Source organism: Jiella avicenniae (genome assembly GCF_021390325.1).
In the GTDB taxonomy this organism is placed as follows: domain Bacteria; phylum Pseudomonadota; class Alphaproteobacteria; order Rhizobiales; family Rhizobiaceae; genus Jiella; species Jiella avicenniae.
In genome coordinates this window covers 380917-401943 of the sequence record NZ_JAJUWU010000004.1, presented here as the reverse complement: position 1 = coordinate 401943, position 21027 = coordinate 380917, and the positions used below count along the sequence as shown (strand labels likewise).

18 protein-coding genes are annotated in these 21027 nt (G+C 67.8%); 7 read left to right on the top strand and 11 right to left on the bottom strand.

Annotated elements, in window-relative coordinates; translation table 11 throughout:
- The first annotated feature begins 84 nt into the window (after nucleotides 1–84).
- Nucleotides 85–1590: an MFS transporter gene (locus LZD57_RS06300; RefSeq protein ID WP_233718582.1), complete on the top strand. Its 1506-nt coding sequence runs from the start codon at nucleotides 85–87 to the stop codon at nucleotides 1588–1590.
- 9 nt (nucleotides 1591–1599) lie between these two features.
- Here LZD57_RS06300 and hutU read toward each other — a convergent pair whose 3' ends face one another.
- The 4 genes from hutU to hutI are packed head-to-tail and all read right to left on the bottom strand — an operon-like array spanning nucleotide 1600 to nucleotide 6872.
- Nucleotides 1600–3267, bottom strand: a complete 1668-nt coding sequence (gene hutU, locus LZD57_RS06295) for a urocanate hydratase (protein ID WP_233718580.1) — start codon at nucleotides 3265–3267, stop codon at nucleotides 1600–1602.
- A 19-nt stretch (nucleotides 3268–3286) separates the two neighbouring features.
- Nucleotides 3287–4105 carry an N-formylglutamate deformylase gene (gene hutG / locus LZD57_RS06290; RefSeq protein ID WP_233718578.1) on the bottom strand — a complete coding sequence of 273 codons (819 nt, stop codon included), beginning with the start codon at nucleotides 4103–4105 and terminating at the stop codon, nucleotides 3287–3289.
- Entirely contained in the window at nucleotides 4102–5646 is a 1545-nt protein-coding gene (gene hutH, locus LZD57_RS06285) for a histidine ammonia-lyase (RefSeq protein WP_233718577.1), read from the bottom strand. The genes hutG and hutH overlap by 4 nt, the downstream gene beginning before the upstream one ends.
- A complete protein-coding gene (gene hutI / locus LZD57_RS06280; RefSeq protein WP_233718576.1) occupies nucleotides 5643–6872 on the bottom strand; it encodes an imidazolonepropionase in 1230 nt (409 codons plus the stop codon). The genes hutH and hutI overlap by 4 nt, the downstream gene beginning before the upstream one ends.
- A gap of 93 nt (nucleotides 6873–6965) precedes the next feature.
- Between hutI and LZD57_RS06275 the strand changes: the two genes are divergently transcribed.
- From LZD57_RS06275 to LZD57_RS06250, 6 genes are all read left to right on the top strand, one after another.
- Nucleotides 6966–8333 (top strand): formimidoylglutamate deiminase, encoded by a 1368-nt coding sequence (locus LZD57_RS06275; RefSeq protein WP_233718574.1) that lies wholly within the window; start codon nucleotides 6966–6968, stop codon nucleotides 8331–8333.
- 179 nt (nucleotides 8334–8512) lie between these two features.
- Complete coding sequence (locus LZD57_RS06270) at nucleotides 8513–9355, top strand: transporter substrate-binding domain-containing protein (protein ID WP_420844750.1); 843 nt, start codon at nucleotides 8513–8515, stop codon at nucleotides 9353–9355.
- 115 nt (nucleotides 9356–9470) lie between these two features.
- Nucleotides 9471–10115 carry an amino acid ABC transporter permease gene (locus tag LZD57_RS06265; RefSeq protein ID WP_233718572.1) on the top strand — a complete coding sequence of 215 codons (645 nt, stop codon included), beginning with the start codon at nucleotides 9471–9473 and terminating at the stop codon, nucleotides 10113–10115.
- A complete protein-coding gene (locus LZD57_RS06260) occupies nucleotides 10112–10777 on the top strand; it encodes an amino acid ABC transporter permease (protein ID WP_233718570.1) in 666 nt (221 codons plus the stop codon). Before LZD57_RS06265 ends, LZD57_RS06260 begins: the two co-directional genes overlap by 4 nt.
- Nucleotides 10777–11568 (top strand): amino acid ABC transporter ATP-binding protein, encoded by a 792-nt coding sequence (locus LZD57_RS06255; RefSeq protein WP_233718568.1) that lies wholly within the window; start codon nucleotides 10777–10779, stop codon nucleotides 11566–11568. The genes LZD57_RS06260 and LZD57_RS06255 overlap by 1 nt, the downstream gene beginning before the upstream one ends.
- A gap of 6 nt (nucleotides 11569–11574) precedes the next feature.
- On the top strand, nucleotides 11575–12378 hold the full coding sequence (locus LZD57_RS06250) for a UTRA domain-containing protein (protein WP_233718566.1): 804 nt from the start codon (nucleotides 11575–11577) through the stop codon (nucleotides 12376–12378).
- A 33-nt stretch (nucleotides 12379–12411) separates the two neighbouring features.
- Here the strand turns inward: LZD57_RS06250 and LZD57_RS06245 are convergent, their stop codons facing one another.
- From LZD57_RS06245 to dctP, 7 genes are all read right to left on the bottom strand, one after another.
- Nucleotides 12412–15018: a tetratricopeptide repeat protein gene (locus LZD57_RS06245; protein WP_233718565.1), complete on the bottom strand. Its 2607-nt coding sequence runs from the start codon at nucleotides 15016–15018 to the stop codon at nucleotides 12412–12414.
- A 295-nt stretch (nucleotides 15019–15313) separates the two neighbouring features.
- On the bottom strand, nucleotides 15314–16024 hold the full coding sequence (locus LZD57_RS06240) for a ribonuclease activity regulator RraA (protein ID WP_233718563.1): 711 nt from the start codon (nucleotides 16022–16024) through the stop codon (nucleotides 15314–15316).
- Nucleotides 16025–16078: 54 nt separating this feature from the next.
- The gene (gene araD, locus LZD57_RS06235) at nucleotides 16079–17812 is read right to left on the bottom strand and encodes an L-arabinonate dehydratase (protein WP_233718561.1); all 1734 of its coding nucleotides are present in this window, start codon (nucleotides 17810–17812) and stop codon (nucleotides 16079–16081) included.
- Between the two features lie 3 nt (nucleotides 17813–17815).
- Complete coding sequence (locus LZD57_RS06230; RefSeq protein WP_233718559.1) at nucleotides 17816–17977, bottom strand: hypothetical protein; 162 nt, start codon at nucleotides 17975–17977, stop codon at nucleotides 17816–17818.
- 71 nt (nucleotides 17978–18048) lie between these two features.
- A complete protein-coding gene (locus tag LZD57_RS06225) occupies nucleotides 18049–19365 on the bottom strand; it encodes a TRAP transporter large permease (RefSeq protein WP_233718557.1) in 1317 nt (438 codons plus the stop codon).
- Nucleotides 19355–19876: a TRAP transporter small permease subunit gene (locus LZD57_RS06220; RefSeq protein WP_233718555.1), complete on the bottom strand. Its 522-nt coding sequence runs from the start codon at nucleotides 19874–19876 to the stop codon at nucleotides 19355–19357. Before LZD57_RS06220 ends, LZD57_RS06225 begins: the two co-directional genes overlap by 11 nt.
- 115 nt (nucleotides 19877–19991) lie before the next feature.
- Nucleotides 19992–21014, bottom strand: a complete 1023-nt coding sequence (gene dctP / locus LZD57_RS06215) for a TRAP transporter substrate-binding protein DctP (RefSeq protein ID WP_233718553.1) — start codon at nucleotides 21012–21014, stop codon at nucleotides 19992–19994.
- Nucleotides 21015–21027: the final 13 nt, after the last annotated feature.

Sequence of the window (21027 nt, the reverse complement as noted above, 5' to 3'; positions counted from 1 at the left end):
GGCCGAAGAACACCTTCAACATCGGCCTCCGCGATCTATCTGCTTACAAGACCCTCGCCATCTTCACGATACGATCCCGCAGCCATGCCAGAACCAGCAGCGCAGCCTTCGGACGACGAAGATCCGTCGCCGGGGGGCGCCCGCCGAGACTTTCTCGCCGTCTTCCCCTCGATCATCCTGCCGATGTTCCTTGCCGTGGTCGATCAGACGATCGTGGCGACGGCCCTTCCCGCCATCGCGGTATCGATCGATGAGGTCGATCGGCTGTCCTGGGTGGTCGTCTCCTATCTGGTCGCGACGACCATCGCCGCGCCGGTCTACGGCCGGCTGGGCGACGTCTATGGCCGCCGGCGGCTGATGTTCGTGGCGCTGGCGATCTTCATGCTGGCCTCTCTCCTCTGCGCCCTGTCCACCAGCATCTTCACGCTGACGGCGGCGCGTATCCTGCAAGGGGCCGGCGGCGGCGGACTGATGACGCTGTCGCAGGCGCTCGTCGGCGAAGCGATTCCGCCCCGCGACCGGGCGCGGTATCAGGGTTATCTCGCCACCGTCGCCGTCTCCTCCAGTGCCTTCGGCCCGGTCGCCGGCGGCTTTCTGACCGAGCATTTCGGGTGGCAGTCGGTCTTCCTCGTCAACATACCGATCGGTATCGGCGCCGTATTCATGACCATGCGGCTGCCGGACCGGCGCGGCACCGGCGAGGCGTTCCGTTTCGACACGCCCGGCCTCGTCTTCTTCGCCGCCTTCATCGCCTCGACGCTGATCATGCTGGAGGAAGCGCAGCAACTCGCCTCGGGGGCCTTTCTCCTGCCGGTCGCGCTCGGCCTTCTCGCGATCACCGCGGTGATCCTCCTGGTCCGGCGCGAGCGGCTGGCGCCCTCGCCGCTGTTGTCGATCCCGCTGATGAAGCATCCGGCGATCTGGCGCTGCGACGGGCTGGCGGCGTGCCACGGGGCGATGCTGGTCTCGCTGATCACCTTCCTGCCCCTCTATTATCGCATGGTGCATGGCGCCTCGGCGGCCGAGACCGGCCTTCTGCTCCTGCCGATGACCATCGGCATCGGCGTCGGTTCGCTTGCCACCGGCCGGATCGTCGGACGCACCGGCTTGACCGCGATCTATCCATCCTTCGGCCTTGCCATCGTCGTGATCGGGCTGCTCGCCGCAATCCTATTCGCACCGAAGCTCGACGCCACGGCCACCGCCTGGAGTTTCGGGCTGATCGCCATCTGCATGGGGACGGTGATGGGCGTCGTCCAGCTGACCGTTCAACTCGCCGCCGGGCGCGCACAGCTCGGGGCAGGCGCCGCGACGGTTCAATTCTCGCGCTCGCTCGGCGCCGCTGTCGGCACGGCGATGGTCGGGACGGTGCTGTTTGCGACGATGAGCCACGCCAGCCCCGAAGCGGGCGAAGCCTTCGCCCGCGTTCTGCAGCAGGGGCCCCAGGCGCTGGACGGCCTCGCGAGCGCCCAGCAGACGGCGATCAGGGACGGTCTCGAAATCGCCTTCCGCAACGCCTTCCTGTGCATCGCCGGATTTGGCTGCCTCGCCAGTGCCCTCGTCTGGACGCTGCCGATCCGGCGGATATGAGGGCTCCGGCTATCCGAGGATCCCCGGCAGATCGAGCCGCTTCTCCCGCGCGCACTCCAGCGCGTCCTCGTACCCTGCGTCGGCGTGGCGCATGACGCCGGTCGCCGGGTCGTTCCACAGAACACGGCCGACCCGCGCCGCCGCTTCCTCGGTTCCGTCGCAGACGACGACCATGCCGGCATGCTGGGAAAAGCCCATGCCAACGCCGCCGCCGTGGTGGAGCGACACCCAGGTCGCACCGGAGGCGGTGTTGAGAAGGGCGTTGAGGAGCGGCCAGTCGGAAACGGCGTCGGAGCCGTCCTTCATCGCCTCGGTCTCGCGGTTCGGCGAAGCGACGGAGCCGGAATCGAGGTGGTCCCGGCCGATGACGACGGGGGCGGAGAGTTCGCCCTTCGCCACCATCTCGTTGAAGGCGAGGCCGAGGCGATGGCGATCGCCGAGCCCGACCCAGCAGATCCGCGACGGCAGGCCCTGGAAGGAAATGCGCTCCTTGGCCATGTCGAGCCAGCGGTGGAGATGCGCCTCGTCCGGCATCAGCTCCTTCACCTTGGCGTCGGTCCTGTAGATGTCCTCCGGGTCGCCGGAAAGCGCCACCCAGCGGAACGGCCCGACGCCACGGCAGAAGAGCGGGCGGATATAGGCCGGCACGAAGCCCGGAAAGGCGAAGGCGTCCTTCACCCCCTCCTCCAGCGCCACCTGGCGGATGTTGTTGCCGTAGTCGACCGTCGGCACGCCAGCGCGGTAGAGATCGAGCATCGCCTTCACATGGGTCGCCATCGAGGCTTTGGCGGCCTTTTCCACCGCCTTCGGATCGCGCTCGCGCTTTTCCTCCCATTCGGCGAGCGACCAGCCCGCCGGCAGATAGCCGTTGACCGGATCGTGGGCCGAGGTCTGGTCGGTGAGGATGTCGGGATGGACGCCGCGCCTCACGAGTTCGGGCAGCACCTCGGCCATGTTGCCGAGCAGCGCGACGGAGACCGGCTTCTTCTCGGCGGTGGCCTTCTCGATGATCGAAAGCGCATCGTCGAGGTCCTTGGCCTCGACGTCCACATAGCGCGTCTTCAGGCGGAACTCGATCGAGGAGGGGCGACATTCGACGGCAAGGCAGGAGGCGCCGGCCATGGTGGCGGCGAGCGTCTGCGCCCCGCCCATGCCGCCGAGGCCGGCCGTCAGGATCCATCTGCCGGCGAGATCGCCGCCATAATGCTGCCGACCCATCTCGACGAAGGTCTCGTAGGTGCCCTGCACGATGCCCTGGCTGCCGATATAGATCCACGATCCGGCCGTCATCTGGCCGTACATGGCGAGGCCCTTTTTATCGAGCTCGTGGAAATGGTCCCAGGTCGCCCAGTGCGGCACGAGGTTGGAATTGGCGATCAGGACGCGCGGCGCATCCCTGTGGGTGCGGAACACGCCGACCGGCTTGCCGGACTGGACGAGCAGCGTCTCGTCGTCCTCGAGCCGCTGCAAGGTCGCGACGATCCGGTCGAAGCTCTCCCAGTCCCGCGCCGCCCGGCCGATGCCGCCATAGACGACGAGTTCGCCCGGCTTCTCGGCGACGCCCGGATCGAGATTGTTCATCAGCATGCGCATCGGCGCTTCCGTCAGCCAGCTCTTGGCGGACAATTCGCTTCCATGGGGCGCGCGGATCGTCCGGGAATTGTCGATGCGGGTCATGGTCGGGCAATCCTTTCGGCTATCTCGCCGGATCGGCGAAGGCGAGGCAGGCGCCGATCATCGTCTGGAGGATGAAAAGCAGCGGCGCGGCGCGCGCGGGGTCGTAGGGCGTCGGCCAGTTGCCCGGCGACGGCTGCTCGGGCTCATCCATGTAGCCGCGGCAGGCGAGTTCCATCTGGACGGCATGGACGCCGGCATCGGGATCGCCGAGGACGCGCGTGATGGCCCCGCCCTTGAAGCGGCCGTTCGACACCCATGACAGCCCGCTCGCCGCGGCAATGCGCTCGATCTCCGCCTGCAGGGCCCGGGCGCAGGAGGCGCCGGAATTCGTGCCGATGTTGAACTGCGGCAGCTCCCCGTCGAAAAGCCGGGGGATGACCGAGCGGATCGAGTGGCAGTCATAGACGACGATCTGCGGGTGGATGTCCCGCAGCCGCGCGATCTCGGCCTGCAGCGCTGCGTGATAGGGCGCGTGGTAGAGCGCCTTGCGGCGCCCGATTTCGGCGTCGTCCGGCTCTTTGCCGGGCTCGTACAGCGGCTCGCCGTCGAAGGTGGTCGTCGGGCAAAGCTCGGTCGTCGCCTGTCCCGGATAGAGCGAGACGCCGGAGGGATCGCGATTGACGTCGATCACCGTGCGCGAAATGGCGGTGTGGACGATGGTCGCGTCGAGGTCTCCGGTGAAGGCGTAGAGCTTCTCGATCCACCAGTCGGCGTCGCGCCGGGCCAGCCAGAGCGAGACGAGGCCGTCCTGAAACCGCGACGGAATCTCGGTGCCGGTGTGGGGAAGCGAGACGAGCAGCGGCGCGTTGCCCCGGCGGATGGTCAGCCAGTCGCTCATGCCCCCTCCCCGACCGTCGGCAGCGCCAGCGGTGCCACGGCGTCGGCCAGAGAACCGGCGGCGACGAGCGCCATCGCCGCCTCGATGTCGGGCGAAAAATGCCGGTCCTCGCGCAGCATCGGAACCGTGTCGCGGAGCAGCCTGCGAACGGCTTCGAGCGGCGCGCTCGACGGTGGCCCGGCGATGAGATCGCAACCCTGCGCGGCGGCCAAAAGCTCGATCGCGACGACCGCCATGGCGTTTTCCGCCATCTCCTTCAGCCGCCTTGCGCCATGGGCTGCCATCGAGACGTGATCTTCCTGATTGGCCGAGGTCGGGATCGAATCGACGCTCGCCGGGAAGGCCTTCTGCTTGTTTTCCGAGACCAGCGCCGCCGCCGTCACCTGGGCGATCATGAAGCCGGAGTTCAGCCCCGGCTTCGGCGTCAGGAAGGCCGGCAGGCCCGACAGCGCCGGATCGACCAGCATGGCGACACGGCGCTCGGAGATCGAGCCGATCTCGCAGATCGCCATGGCGATCATGTCCGCGGCGAAGGCGACCGGCTCGGCGTGGAAGTTGCCGCCGGACAGCGCCTCGTCTTCGCCCGCGAAGATCAGCGGATTGTCGGAAACGCCGTTCGCCTCGATCAGGAGGGTGCGCCCCGCCTGTCGCAGGATGTCGAGCGCCGCGCCCATCACCTGCGGCTGGCAGCGCACGCAATAGGGGTCCTGGACGCGGGGATCTTCGATGCGGTGCGAGGCGCGGATCTCCGAGCCCGCCATGAGGGAAAGAAGCGCCGCGGCCGTCTCGGCCTGGCCGGCATGGCCGCGCAGCGCGTGGATGCGCGGGTCGAAGGGCGTGTCGGAGCCTTTGGCGGCGTCGGTCGAGAGCGCCCCGGCGACGAGCGCCGCCTGATAGAGCCGCTCGGCCTCGAACAGCCCGGCGAGCGCGTTGGCGGTGGAAAACTGCGTGCCGTTGAGGAGGGCCAGCCCCTCCTTCGCCTTGAGGGTGACCGGCTCGAGCCCCGCCGCGGCGAGCGCGTCGCTTGCCGCCACCCGTTCGCCGCCGACGAAGAATTCGCCGACGCCGATCATGGCGGCCGTCATGTGGGAAAGCGGCGCGAGATCACCCGAGGCGCCGACCGACCCCTTGGCCGGGATCACAGGCGTGAGCCCCTTCTCGATCAGCGCTTCGAGGAGGCGCAGGGTCGCCACGCTGACACCGGAGGCGCCGCGCCCGAGGCTGACGAGCTTCAGCGCCATCATCAGCCGGGCGATCGCAACCGGCATCGGCTCGCCGACGCCGGCCGCATGGCTGAGCACGATGTTGCGCTGCAGCGCTTCCAGATCCTCGTCGCCGATCCTGACCGAGGCGAGCTTGCCGAAGCCGGTGTTGATCCCGTAGACGGGCTCGCCCTTCGCCAGGATGCGGGCGACGGCCGCCGCGCTTGCCTCGACGTCGGCCCAGGCTGCGTCGGCGAGCCTCGCGCCCGCGCCGCGATAAATCGCCCGCCAAGCGTCGAGGCCGACCCCGCCCGGCTCCAGGACCAGCGTTTCGCTCATCGGCCACCCCGGATGCGCTTGTGAAGGGGATTGAAGCCGATCCGGTAGACGAGTTCGGCCGGATCCTCGACGTCCCAGAGGCAGAAGTCGGCGCTCTTGCCGGCTTCGAGCGTGCCGATCTCCTCGCCGAGACCGAGTGCCTTGGCGCCGTTCCGCGTCACCGCGATCAGGCACTCGTCGACGGTCATGCGGAAGAAGGTCGCCGCCATGTTCATGGTCAGCAGCAGCGAGGTCAGAGGCGAGGTGCCGGGATTGCAGTCGGTGGCGAGCGCGATCGGCACGCCGTGGCGGCGCAGGAGATCGACCGGCGGCAGCTTGGTCTCGCGGATGAAATAGAAGGCGCCGGGCAGGAGCACCGCGACCGTTCCCGCCGCCGCCATCGCCTTTGCGCCCGTTTCCGACAGATATTCGAGGTGATCGGCGGACAAAGCGCCGTAGCTTGCGGCGAGCGCCGCGCCGCCGAGGTCGGAGAGCTGTTCGGCATGGAGCTTCACCGGCAGGTCGTGTGTCCTCGCCGCGTCGAAGACCTTGGCGATTTCGTCCGGCGAAAAGGCGATGCCCTCGCAAAAGCCGTCGACCGCGTCGGCAAGGCCCGCGGCCGCGACGGCGGGCAGCATCTCCTCGCAGACCCTGGCGATGTAGGCGGTCTTGTCGCCCTTTGCCTCGGGCGGCAGTGCATGGGCGCCGAGAAACGTGCGGCGAACGCGGACGTCGCGAGCCTCGGCGAGCCGGCCGGCGGCCCGCAGGCTCTTCATCTCGCTGTCGGTGTCGAGCCCGTAGCCGGACTTCACCTCGATGGTCGTGACGCCCTCGGCGATCAGCGCATCGAGGCGGGGCAGGCTCTCGGCGACGAGATCGTCCTCGCTCGCCTCGCGCACACCCCGCACCGAGGAGACGATGCCGCCGCCGGCCCGCGCGACCTCCTCGTAGCTCGCGCCGGCGAGCCGCATCTCGAATTCCCTGGCGCGGTTTCCCGCATAGACGAGATGGGTGTGGCAGTCGACGAGGCCGGGCGTCGCCCAGCGCCCCGCGCCGTCGAAGCTCTCGCAACCGTCGAACTCGGCCGGAAGCTCGGCCTCTGGCCCGGCGAAGGCGAAGCGCCCGTCGCGGACCGCCAGGGCCCCGTTCTCGATGCGGCCGATGCCTTCGCCCGATTCGGCCATGGTCGCGAGACGCAGATTGCGCCACACGGTCGGGGATGCACCACTCTTCCGGTCGACCACCATCGCCTCCTTGCAGGCTGCGCTCGTCGGCGTTTAATGTATAGACATAATGCGGGCCTGCGCAAGCGGCCGCCGCAATGCGGCAAAGGACATGCGATGACCGGGACCACCATCTTTGCGGACAACGCGCTGCTGCCGGACGGCTTTGCGACGAACTGCCGGATCACCGTTGCCGGCGCGCGGATCGCCGAGGTCGAGACCGGCGTGAGGCAGGCGGCGGGCGACGAGCGGGTGGCGGTCCTCGTTCCCGGCATGGCCAATCTCCACAGCCATGCCTTTCAGCGGGCGATGGCCGGTCTCGCCGAGATCCGCGGACCCGGCCTCGACACCTTCTGGACATGGCGGGACATCATGTACCGCGTCGCCCTCGCCCTCTCCCCCGAAGAGATCGGGGCGATCGCCGCCCAGCTCTATGCCGAGATGCTGGAGGGCGGCTTCACCCGCGTCGGCGAATTCCACTATCTCCATCACCAGCCGGACGGAACGCCCTATGACGACGTCGCGCGGCTCGCCGGCGCCGTCGCGGCGGCAGCCGGCGAGAGCGGCATCGGCATGACGCTGATCCCGGTGCTCTATGCCCATTCGGACTTCGGCGGCGCCGCACCGACCGCCGGCCAGCGCCGCTTCGTCAACGACCGGGACGGCTTCGCCCGCCTGGTCGAAGCGAGCGAGACCGTCCTTGCCGGCCTGCCGGAAGCCCGCCTCGCCGTCGCCGCCCACAGCCTCAGGGCGGCCACTCCCGACGAGCTCGCCTTCGCCGCGTCGCTGCGGCCCGACGCGCCTTTCCACATGCATGTTTCCGAGCAGGTGAAGGAGGTCGAAGACTGCCTGGCCTGGAGCGGCCGGCGGCCGGTCGAATGGCTGCTCGATCATGCCGCGGTCGATCGGCGCTGGTGCCTGATCCACGCCACCCACATGACCGACGCCGAGACCCGTGCTCTGGCCGCGACCGGTGCGGTTGCCGGCCTCTGCCCGGTGACCGAAGCCAATCTCGGCGACGGCTTCTTCAACGCGGCCGAATTCGTCGCGGCCGGCGGCACACTCGGCGTCGGCACCGATTCGAACGTCCTGATCGGCGTCTCCGACGAATTGCGCCAGCTGGAATATGCCCAGCGACTGAACCGCCGCGCCCGCAACGTTCTGGCGCCGCACGGCGCCTCCAACGGCCGGACGATCTTCGAGGCTGCGCTCTCCGGCGGCGCCCGCGCGACGGGCATCGGGACTGCCGGGCTGAAGCCGGGGGCACTGGCCGATCTCGTGTCGCTGAAAGCCGATCATCCGGCGCTGGTCGGCCGCAGCGGCGACCGCATTCTCGACAGCTTCGTCTTCGGCGCCTCCGCATCCCCCATCGACAAGGTCTGGGCTTTGGGCCAAAAGCGCGTCGAGGACGGTCGCCATGTCGACGGCGCGGCGATCTTCGCGCGCTTCAAGGCGGCGACGGCGACGCTCGCCGGGCGGATCTGAGCGAGTCGCGCGGCCACGACCCGTCGCCGACCGGTTGTGCAAAAATCGGGCTCTTCCAAAACTGCACAACTATTGACAATATGAAGCTGAGCCGTTTCGATATGTCTAGGCATAATGCCCCGTCTCCGACTGCCTAGAGTCGCGTGGCGGATTTCCGATCGCCCGAACCGGAGTTCGACATGACCAAGCGCATTTTCCTGAAAGCGGCCTTCGGGCTGTCCCTGATGCTGGCCGCGCCGCTCGGCTTCGGTTCGGCCGCCCATGCGCAGGATGCGCTGGAGCGCGTCAAGTCCGCCGGCACCCTGTCGGTCGGCACGGAAACCGCCTTCGCGCCCTTCGACTTCATCGACGAGACCGGCGCCCATGTCGGCCTCAACGTCGATCTCTTCGAGGAGATCGGCAAGGAGATGGGGGTGGAGATCAAGTGGGTGACGCTCCCCTGGGACGGCGTGTTGCCGGGTCTCGAAGCCGGCCAGTTCGACATGGTCGCCGGCCCCGCCACCATCACCAAGGCGCGCGTCGAGCGCTACCGCTTCCTGACGCCGGTGGCCGAGGCGACCGTCGCGCTTTTGAAGCAGGCCGGCGACGACACGATCGAGAAGCCCGAGGACATCGCCGGCAAGCTGACCGGCGCCGGCAAGGCGACGGCCCAGCTCGCCCAACTCCAGGCCTACGGCAAGACGCTTCCCGAGCCGATCGAGACCCGCGAATATGTCGGCTTCAACGAGGCCTATGCGGATCTCGCGGCGGGCCGCATCGTCGCCGTCGCCAATTCCCTGCCGAACATCGCCTATGTCGCCGAGCAGCAGCCCGACACCTTCGCCGTCGTCCTGCCGCCCTTCGGCGAGAAGTCCTATTTCGGCTTCATCGGCTCCAAGCGCCCCGAGGATCAGTCCCTGCTCGACGCGGTCAACGAGGCGCTCCTGAAGATCAAGGCCGATGGCCGGATGGGCGAAATGCAGAAGAAGTGGTTCGGCCAGAGCTTCGACACGCCGGACGAAGCGCCGACCCCGAAGGTCTGATCGCCGCGCACACCATCGGACCGACGACAGAGGCCGCGCCCGCCATCCGGCGCGACTTCGCTCCGCCGAGGCGGTTCCGCATCCGACGCAACCGAAGAGGACCGGCCGTCCCGACATGTCGACACGCCTCTTCGAACTGATGCTCTGGGCGGCGGGCAAGACCGTCCTCCTCAGCGCGATCTCGATCGCCATCGGGCTCGCCATCGGCCTTCTCGTCTGTGCGGCGAAGCTTTCGCCCAAAAAGCTCCTGTCGATCCCGGCGACGGTCTATGTCAGCCTGTTTCGCGGCGTGCCGCTGCTGGTCCAGCTTCTCCTCATCTACAACCTCCTGCCGGCCCTCGGCATTCTGGTGCCGAGCGAGGTCGCGGCGATCGCCGGGCTGGCGCTGTGCACCGCGGCCTATCAGGCGGAGAATCTGCGCGGCGGCTTCAACTCGGTGCCCCGGGGGCTGATCGAGGCCGCCGACATGGTCGGCATGTCGCCCTGGCAGCAATTGCGCCGCATCCGCGCGCCGATCGCCTTCCGCCTGACCCTGCCGGCGCTCGTCAACGAGATGATCCTGATCCTCAAGGCGTCCTCGCTGATCTCCGTCGTCGGCGTCATCGAACTCACCCGAATGGCGCAGAACCTGTCGGCCTCGACCTTCAGGCCGCTGCTTTTCTACTCGGTCGCCGGCGGGATCTATCTCGCCATCTGCTGGCTCGTCGCCGGCGGCGGCTCGCTCGCCGAGCGGCTGATGCGGACCGGGAGCAGCCGATGAGCCTCGACTTCTCCATCGTCTGGCAGCAGTTCCCGCAGATTCTTTCGGCCTTCTGGAACACGATCTGGATCTGGATCGTCGCGACGATCCTCGCCATTCTCCTCGGTTTCGTCGTCGCGGCGCTGCGCCGCTACGGGCCGCTCTGGCTGAACCTTCTCCTGCGCCTCTACGTCGAGGTGATCCGCGGCACGCCGTTCCTGATCCAGCTCTTCCTCCTGTATTTCGGCGGACCCTTCATCGGCCTTTCGCTCGAGCCGATCCCGGCCGGTCTTCTCGGCATGACGGTCTACGGCTCGGCCTATTTCAGCGAGATCTTCCGCGCCGGATTCGCGGCGATCCCGCCCGGCCACATCGAGGCGGCCGAATGCGTCGGCCTGTCGCGCGGCCAGATCGTCCGGCGCATCCTCGTGCCGGAAATGACCATGCTCGTCCTGCCGCAGATCGTGAACATGGCGATCATCCTGATGAAGGAGACGGCGATCCTTTCGATCATCACCGTGCCGGAACTGACCCTCGTCGTCGGCGCCATCGGCTCCCAGCAATATGCCTTCGTCGAGGCGATGACCATGCTGGCGCTGTTCTACTGGGCTCTGGTCGAGCTCTCAGGCTGGCTCGGCGGCCTCGCCGAAAAGAAGCTGTCGAAGTTCAGGTTCGCCCATTGATGACCCGCCCCGCCGTCCGTATCCGCGACGTCCACAAGTCCTTCGGCAGCACCGAGGTGCTGAAGGGCATCGAGCTTTCGGTGCCGAAGGGCTCGACCACCTGCCTGCTCGGCCCCTCCGGCTCGGGCAAGTCGACGCTTCTGCGCTGCATCGCCTTCCTGGAGGAGACGTCCTCCGGGATCATCGAGATCGACGGCGATCCGCTCGGCTTCGCCGAGGCCGGCGAGGGCCGCAGGACGCGGCTTTCGGCCTCCGACATCCGCCGGGTGCGGGCCAAGATCGGCATGGTGTTCCAGCAGTTCAATCTCTGGCCGCACATGACGGCGCTCGGCAACGTCACCGAGGCGCTGGTGACCGTCCAGGGCATGAAGCGCAGCGCCGCCAACGAGATCGGCAACCGGCAATTGGCCCGCGTCGGCCTGTCCGATCGCGGCCATCACTACCCGTCCGAACTCTCCGGCGGCCAGCAGCAGCGGGTCGCGATCGCCCGGGCGCTGGCGCTTTCGCCGGACATCCTGCTCTTCGACGAGCCGACCGCCTCGCTCGATCCGGAACTGACCGGCGAGGTGCTGAACGTCATGCGCGAGCTGGCGGAGACCGGCATGACCCTCGTCATCGTCACCCACGAGATCGGCTTTGCCGCCAGCGTCGGCCAGAAGATCGCCTTCCTCGACCACGGCAAGCTGCTGCTCGACGGGCCGCCGGCCGAAATCTTCGGCACGCCCCGCCATCCGCGGCTCGAACAGTTCCTCGAAACCTATCTCGACCGCGGCGCGGCGACCCTCGTTTGACGGACCATGCAGCATCCGGAAAAGTCGAGAATCGAAAAGACCGGCCGCAAGGGCGGCGCCGCTGTCCGGCCCCGGTCGGCGGCGGGCGCGAATGCCGGCGCTTCGGCCAAGAAGAGCCTGCATCAGCAGATCCTCGACGATCTGAGATCGCGCATCCTCTCGGGCGAATGGCCGCCGGGTACCCAGCTTCCCTTCGAACAGGACATCGCCAGGAGCTACGGCTGCTCGCGCATGACCGTGAACAAGGCGATGACGCAGCTCGCCGGCGCCGGGCTGATCGAGCGGCGGCGCAAGGCCGGCACCTTCGTCCGTCGCCCGCAGTCCCATTCGGTGATCGTCGAGATCGTCGACATCGGCCGCGAGGTCGCGGCGCTCGGCCTGCCCCATCACTTCGAGATCGTCAGCCGCGAGATCCGCGGGGCAACCGCTGCCGAAGCCGAACGGCTCGGCGCGGCGGCGCGGGTCCTGTCCATCCAATGCCGGCATTTCGCCGCCCGTCAGCCCTTCTGCTTCGAGGAACGGCTGATCAGCCTCGACAGCGTTCCGGAGGCCGAAACCGCCGACTTCGAGGCGACGTCGCCCGGCGCTTGGCTGGTCTCGCGGGTGCCCTGGTCGGACGTCGAATACCGCATCCGGGCGGTCGCCGCCGACCGGGAGACCGCCGGCCGCCTGCTGATCGCCGAAGGCGCGCCATGTCTCTCAATCTGGCGCCGCACGACGAGCGAGGGCCAGCCGATCACCGTCGTCTGCCTGACCTATCCGGGCAGCGACCACGAGATCTCGGCGTCCTTTTCGTCGGCGGAGGGCTGACGGAACGCTTGGGAGCAGCGGGCGTCTCGTCCGTCATTGTGCTGCGGTGGTCTGCGAGTTCGCCTCGGGACGGACCGCCGGATCGCCTCCCTGCCCCGGCGTCCCGTCCTCGCCGGTGACGCCGAGCGCCTGCAACGCGGCCTGCGCATCCTCGTCACCACCGGCGGCGGCACGCCGATACCATTCGATCGCCCGGGTCTCGTCTTTCGGCAGGCCGTGCCCCTCCATCAGCGCCTTGCCGAGCCGAAACTGCGCCGGCGCATAGTCCGCTTCGGCGGCCAGTCGGTCGAGGGCGACGGCCGCCACCTGGTCGGAGGAAACGCCGCGGCCGGTGCGGTACCGCTCGGCGAGGATGGCGATCGCCTCGGCGTGACCGGTCGCCGCGGCCGCGCGATACCAGTCGGCCGCCGCCGCCGGATCCTCGGGACCGCCACGGCCCTGATCATGCAACTCGGCGAGCTTGAGCTGGGCCTCGGCAAGATTCTTGTCCGCCGCCTTTTCCAGCCACTGCCGGGCTTCGGCGGCATCGGACCCGACGCCGCGGCCGCTGAGATAAGCGAGACCGAGCCCGTATTCGCCGAAGCGGTCGCCCTGATCGGCGGCGGCGCGCAGCCATTTGACCCCCGCCTCCGGGTCTCGCTCGGTGCCGCGCCCGTTGACATAGAGGAGCGAGAGATGGGTCTGGGCATCTGCAGAGCCCTGCTCGGCCGCCTTCAGGAACCACTCGAAGGCTTGCCGGTCGTTTCGTTCGAGCCCGTCACCTTCCAGATAGGCGAGCGCGATCTCCGTCTGCGCGTCGGCCTCGCCGGCGTCCGCCGCCTTGCGATACCAGACGAGGGCCTCGGCGCGATCCTTGGCCACGCCCCGGCCGGTATCGTACATCAAGGCGAGATTGTACTGGCCGATCGGCTCTCCGGCCTCGGCGCCCTGCCGGTAAAGCGCGACGGCCCGCGCCTCGTCCCGTTCGACGCCGCGCCCCTGCGAGTAGAGATAGCCGAGATTGACGGCACTGCCTCCGTCTCCCTGGGCGACCGCCTTCTCGTACCAGGCCGCGGCCTCGGCATAGTCCTGCTCGACCCCGACCCCGTCCTCGTACATCTTGCCGAGATTGAGCTGCGCGGCCGTAAAGCCGCTCTCGGCCGCGCGCCGCAGCCACCTCACGCCCTCGACGGGGTCGGCCTTCGCGCCGGTGCCGTTGACCAGGCGAAACCCGTAGCTGTTCTGGGCCTTGAGGTCGCCCGCTTCGGCCGCCCTGGCGAACCACGCGAGCGCCTCCGCGTCGTCCTTCAAAACGCCGTTGCCATTCGCCAACTGCCTCGCCAAATTGACCTGGGCGTCGCGGTCGCCGGCCTCGGCCGCCTTGCGAAACAGCGGGATGGCGCTTTCGGCGTCCGCCGTCAGGCCGCCCCGTCCGTCGGCGGTGAACACCCCGATCATGTTGGTGGCGAAAACGTTGCCGGCCTCGGAGGCCTTCCGGTAGAAGTCGAGGGCGACCTCGTCGCTCTTCGCCAGACCGCCGCGGCCGTTTTCGTTGAAGTTGCCGAGCCACATCAACGCATTGGCACTGCCGGCGTCGGCGGCCTTGCGAAACCACTCGAGGGCCTCCGCCTCGGCCCCGGCGGATCCGTCGTTGTTCGCCAACTCCCAGGCGAGATTGAGCTGACCGTCGGGATCGCCGGCCTCGGCTGCCTTGCGATAAAGTGCGACGGCCTCCTCGCGGTTCGCCGCGAGCCCGCCACGGCCGTCGGCCGTGAACAGGCCGACCATGTTGGTCGCAAACGCGTTGCCGCCCTCGGCGGCCCGGCGATAGAAGTCGAGTGCGGCCTCGTCGCTCTTTGCGAGCCCAGCGCGGCCGTTTTCGTGGAAGCTGGCGATCCACATCAGCGCGTCGGCATTGCCGGCGTCGGCAGCCTTGCGAAACCATGCGAGCGCCGCCGCATCGTCGGCCGGAAAGCCGATCCCGGCCTGCTGCATGTAGCCGACCTCGAGCTGCGCGGCGGCAAGGCCCGCCTCGGCAGCCTGCAGCAGCAGCCGGGCGGCTTCCTTCTCGTCGGCTGCCAGTTTGGGGCTGCCGTCCCGGTAGGCGAGGCCGAGGGCATGGAGGGCCAGAGGCATTCCGGCCTCGGCGCTCTGGCGGTACAGGGCGAGCGCCTTCGTGTCATCCTCCGCGACACCCCTCCCGTCGTCATACATCTGCCCGAGGTCGTATTGGGCCGCGGCGTGTCCCGCCTTGGCGGCCCGATCGTAATGGCGAACCGCCTCGTCAAAACGCTCCGCGGAGCGGTAGGCGCGGGCGAGCTGAAAGGCATATCGCGGGTCGTCCGGATGGGCGGAAAGCGCCGCCGTGCAGGCCGGAATCGCCTTGGCGAATTCGACCGCGTCGGGGCTGCGCTCGCCCGAAAGCCCTTGCGGCCGCGTCACGTCGTCGGGATCGGAGGCAAGGGCGTCGCAGGTCTCCATCGCCTGTCTCTCCGCCCGCGTCTCGGCGGCGGAGCCGGCCGGCGCGTTTCCGTCGCTCCCTTCGGCTGCCGCACCCGGCTGCGGCCGAGCTGCATCGGGCGCGGCGATCGGAGCCGTCCTTCGCTCCAGCGACGTCGCCATCGCCTCCATCGGCGCGAGGCCGGCGAGAGTGACCGCCACGATCGCCGTCGAAGTCGCGACTGACGTGGTGGCGATCGCACGGAACGGACGAGGCGCACCGCTCCCGCCCGGGTGACGAAACCGATGGTCCAACGGTCGACCTCCATTCCCTAAGGGAAGGTCGTTATACCGGACGCGGCGGATTGTTCAAAATCACGAAGCAAAGACGGTGCGAAGACGGGTTCGCCGCAAGCGTCTTTGGAGCACGGCGAACGGTGAGAGCCCGGAACCTCCGGACGGGCGGCGAGCGTGGCCCGGCCACACCCGCGCGCACTCTCGTGCCGATCGCCTCTGTCTAGCGGCCGTGCTGGCTGCGCCATTCCTGGAAGGCGGCGAGATGCTCGTCCCTGGTGCGCGGATAGAGCCCGATGATCGTCTCGCCGGCCTTGACCTTCTCGACCACGAAGTCCTCATAGGCGGTCATTTCGACCGCTTCGGCGGCGATCTCGTCGGCGATGCCGGCCGGGATGACGATGACGCAGTCGTCGTCGCCGACGATCACGTCGCCCGGGAACACCGGCGCGTCGCCGCAGCCGATCGGCTCGTTGATGGCGATCGCCTCGTTGATCGTCAGATTCGTCGGGCTCGACGGGCGCGAATGATAGGCCGGAATGTCGAGTTCGGCGATCGTCGCCGCGTCGCGGAAGCCGCCGTCCGTCACGACGCCGGCGCCGCCCCGCACCATCAACCGGGTGATCAGGATGTCGCCCGCCGAGGCGGCGCGGGCGTCCTTGCGGCTGTCCATGACGAGGACGTGGCCTTCGGGGCAGGTCTCGATGGCGACCCGCTGCGGATGATCGGGCTTCAGAAATTCCGACAGCTGGTTGCGATCCTCGCGCGCCGGCATGTAGCGCAGGGTGAAGGCCGGGCCGACCATGTTCCTGCCCTTGCGACCCAGCGGATGGACGCCCTGGATCACCTGGTTGCGCAGGCCGCGCTTGAACAATGCGGTGGCGAGCGTCGCCACGGAGACGCCCATCAGCTTCTCGCGGGTTGCCTCGTTCATGTCGTCTCTCCTGTTGATGATCGGGCGCCGCGGCCGAACGGGCGGCGCGGCCTGTCAGAAAATGTCCGGCTCGCCGGCGGCGGCGCCGAAGCCGCGCTCCAGAAAATCGAAATCGCAGCCCTTGTCGGCCTGGGTGACGTGGCGCGAGAACATCCAGCCCCAGCCGCGCTGGTACCGCGGCTCGGGCGGCGTCCATTCGGCCTTGCGCTTTTCGAGTTCCGCCTCGTCCACCAGCATGTCGAGCCGGCGGTTCGGCAGGTCGAGGCGGACGATGTCGCCGTTTTTCAGGAGTGCCAGCGGCCCGCCGACGAAACTCTCCGGCGCGACGTGAAGAACGCAGGCGCCGTAGGAGGTGCCGGACATGCGGGCGTCGGAAATCCGCAGCATGTCGCGATGGCCCTGCTTGATCAGCGCCTTGGGGATCGGCAGCATGCCCCACTCGGGAAAGCCGGGGCCGCCCAGCGGGCCGGCGTTGCGCAGCACCATCACGTGGTCGGGCGTGACGTCGAGAGTCTCGTCGTCCACCGCCTTCTTCATCTCGGGGTAGCTGTCGAAGACCAGCGCCGGCCCTTCATGGACGTGGAACTTCGGATCGCAGGCGGCCGGCTTGATCACCGCGCCGTCCGGGCAGAGATTGCCGCGCAGAAGGGCGAGCGAGCCTTCCTTGTAGACCGGGTTCGACAGGGGCCGGATGACGTCGTCGTTGTAGACCTCGGCCTCTTCGATGTTCTCGGCCAGCGTCTTGCCGTTCACCGTCATGACGGACGTGTCGAGCATCTCCGCCATCGTCTTCATCAGCGCGCGCAGGCCGCCCGCATAGAAGAAGTCCTCCATCAGATAGCCCTTGCCCGACGGGCGGACATTGGCGATCAGCGGCGTCGTGCGGCTGAGTGCGTCGAGATGGTCGAGGGTGAGATCGACGCCGGCGCGCCGCGCCATGGCGATCAGATGGACGACGGCATTGGTCGAGCAGCCGGTCGCCATCGCCACCTTGGCGGCGTTGTGAAAGGCGGGCGTCGTCGCAACCTTGTCCGGCGTCATGCCCTCCCAGACCATGTCGACGATCCGCCGGCCGCAGTCCGTCGACATGCGCTGGTGACCGGAATCGACCGCCGGGATCGACGAGGCGCCGGGGAGCGTGAAGCCGAGGGCGTCGGCGATCGACATCATCGTCGCGGCGGTGCCCATGGTCATGCAGGTGCCATGGGACCGTGCGATGCCGCCCTGAACGCCGACCCACTCCTCGTCGGTGACGTTGCCGGCGCGGCGCTCGTCCCAGTATTTCCAGGCGTCCGAGCCCGAACCGAGGATGCGGCCGGCATAATTGCCGCGCAGCATTGCGCCGGCGGGCAGATAGATCATCGGCACGCCCGCGGTGATCGCGCCCATGATCAGGCCGGGGGTGGTCTTGTCGCAACCGCCCATCAGCACGACACCATCCAGCGGATGGGAGCGGATCATCTCCTCCGTCTCCATCGCGAGGAGATTGCGATAGAGCATCGAGGTCGGCTTGGTGAAGCTCTCGTCGACCGACAGCGCCGGCATCTCGACGGGAAAGCCGCCGGCCTGAAGGACGCCGCGGCGAACGTTCTCGACCCGCTCGGGAAAATGTCCGTGGCAGGAATTCAGCTCCGACCAGGTCGACAGGATGCCGATGACCGGCTTGCCGAGGAAATCCTCCTCGGAATAGCCGAGCTGCATCATCCGCGAGCGGTGGCCGAAGCTGCGCAAGTCGTCGGGCGCGAACCAGCGAGCCGAGCGCAGTTCGTCATAGGTCTTGCGTGTCATGGTCTATCCCGTGACTTGGAGGATCATGAAGGCGACGATGGCGACGACGACGAGCCCGACGATCTCCGGCCAGTTGCCGAAATTCGCCTCGTCGCTCGCCTCCTCGCGGTCGAATTCGGCCGCGGAGATGCCCTCTTCGCTCTCGTCGTGAAGATTGGTCTGCATCGGCACCTCCCTTAGACCTGTCTGCGCATGATCTTTTCCGGAAACCGGTTCCCACTTTTCGGGATCATGCGTTAATTGCCCAGCATCGACGGCAGCCACAGCGCGATCTGCGGGAAGAACAGCACCAGGAACAGGCCCACCGCCTGCAGCGCGATGAAGGGCAGCACCGCCGCGAAGATCTCCTGCAACTCGATGTCCTTGGTCACCGACTTCAGGAAGAAGCAGGCGGGGCCGAAGGGCGGCGAGAGGTAGTAGATCTGGATGTTCATGGCGAAGAGCACGCCGAACCAGATGGGATCGTAGCCGAGATCGGCCACCACCGGGGCGAAGATCGGCACGGTGATGAAGAGGATTGCGATCCATTCGAGGAAGGTGCCGAGCACCATGACGATCAGCATCATCACGACGATGACCAGGATCGGCGCGATGTCGAGCGAGCCGAGGAGATCGCGCAGGAAGTCGCCGCCGCCGATGCGGTTGTAGATGCCGATCAGGGAGACGGCGCCGAGCACCAGCCAGATGATCGAGCCGACGGTGAGCACGGTCTGGCGCATCGCGTCGCGCATCATCGTCCAGGACAGCCGCTTCTGGATTGCCGAGACCACGAGCGCGCCGACCGCGCCGACGGCGGCGGACTCCGTCACCGTGGCGATGCCGCCGTAGATCAGGCCGAGCACGACGGTGATCAGCACTGCCGGCAGCACCGCACCCGTCAGGAACTTCAGCCGCGAGAAGAACGGAAGGCCGGTCTCGGGAATGTCGTAGATCGGCGCCATCGCCGGGTTCAGCCGCACCCGCACCAGAATGTAGGTGATGAACAGCGAGGCGAGCAGCAGGCCGGGCACGGCCGAGGCGGCGAACAGCTTGGTGATCGAGACCTGCGCGGCGAGGCCGTAGACGATCAGCACCACCGAGGGCGGGATCAGCGTCGCCAGCGCGCCGGCGGCGCAGATGATGCCGATCGAGAGCTTTCGGTCGTAGCCGAGACGCAGCATCTGCGGCAGGGCGATGAGGCCGAGCATGACGATCTCGCCGCCCATGATGCCGCTCATCGCCGCCAGGATGACCGCGACGATCGTCGTCTGCACGGCGACCGAGCCGCGGAACCGGCCGCCGAGGATCGCCATGGATTCGAACAGCGTGTGGGCGATGCCCGATCGCTCCAGGACGTTCGCCATGAAGACGAAGAAAGGCACCGCGATCAGCTCGTATTTGTGCAGCACCTCGGTGACGTTGGCGGCGACGAGAAAGAAGCCGGCGCGTTCGCCGAAATAGAGGATCGCCGTGCCGAGCGAGACGAGAAGGGTGGTGACGCCGAGCGGAATGCCAATCGCCATCAGCGCCAGGAGCGAGGCGACGATCAGGATCGTGATGTATTCAATGCCCATGGGTCGAGGCCTTCTCGGTGCCCTGCACCCAGCGGACGAGATTGGCGAGGAGCTGCAGGACGTAGAGAATCGCGCCGACCAGGATGAGAACCTTGAGCAGGCTCGGCTGGATCGAGTTCAGCGCCGTGCCGGAATATTCCGGCCGCGAAAACACCCGCAGCGCCGGATCCCAGACCGCCATCGCGAAGACCGAGACGGTGACGATCGCGGCGAGGATCTGCATCAGGCGGAACCAGTGCCAGACGCGCGGACCGACCATCAGCTCCAGCATGGTGATCGAGATGTGGCGGTTGCGCTCGGTGACGTAGCCGACCGACAGAACCCAGGCCATGGCACAGAGCGCCATCGTCAATTCGATCGACCAGCTCGTCGGATGATCGAAGCCGTAGCGCATGACCACTTCGAGCGCCGAAAAGGCGATGCAGGCGAAGAACAGCGCCGAGCAGGCATGGCCGATGAAGACGCTGGCGCGATCCATCGCCGCCGCATAGCGCGACAGGAACTTGCTCATGGAAACTCCGGGGGGATGACGACCGATCCGGCCGGACGGGCGGCCCGCCTGTCGCCTCGGGCGGCTTCTCGCCACCTGAAGCACCGGCAGACCGCTTGTGCCGGCCGAATTTGCCTCAGTTCATGAGGCCGATAGTCTTCATGTATTCCAGATTGGCGTCGAGCGCTTCCTTGGCGAGATCGCTCTTTTCGGCGAACTTCTCCCACTCCTTGCGGGCGACGACGCGCATCTTGTCGCGGCTTTCCTGCGGCCAGTCGATGACCTCGACACCTTCCTTCCTGGTGTCTTCCGCCGCGAGTTTCTCGTCCTGCTCGTGGACGACGTTGGTGAGGTCCTCCATCGCCATGTAGAACCAGTCGCGCAGCGCCTTCTGGTCTTCCGGTGAGAGCTCGTCGAACTTCGCCTTGTTCATCGTCAGCTCCATGGACGGCATGGAGTGGATGCCGGGATAGAGCGGATAGGGCGCGACGTCGTTGAGGCCGGTGGCGGCATTGTTGACGTAGGCCGAGGCGTCGGCGGCATCGACGATGCCCTTTTCCAGCGCGCCGTAGACTTCCGAGAAGGGGATCGACACCGGGCTCGCGCCGGCCGCCGCGAAGACCGCCGAGGCGAGACCCTCGGGCGAACGGATCTTCTTGCCCTTCAGATCCTCGAACGTCTTGATCGGAACGCGGGCCGGCAGCGCCTCGCGGCTGTAGGGGCCGCAGCCGACGAGCTGGACCTCGCCGTCGGCGATCGCGTCGAGGGCCTTCTGCCAGACTTTCTCGCCCGGGCCGTCCTTGCAGAAGCCGAGCATCTGGGCCGGGGTGTCGTAGCCGGAGATCAGGTCGCCGAGGATGGCGAAGGCCGGCTCCTGGCCGGAGAAGTAGTTCACCGACGTCCAGTCGCCGTCGAGAACGCCCATCGCGACGGCCTGCGGCGTCTCCTTCGAGGGCACGACCGAGCCGGAGGGCGTCAGATTGATCTCGACCCGGCCGTCGGTCATCTCCTTGATCTTCGGCAGCCAGTTCTCGGTCAGATAGGTGGTCGAGAAGTCGCCGGCGTTGAACGAGGTCTGGATCGTGTAGGTGTCGGCGGCGGCCGGCGCGGCAACGGCCGCCGATGCGAGGCCTGCGAGAACGATCGTTCTGATGGACATCGAAATCCTCCCT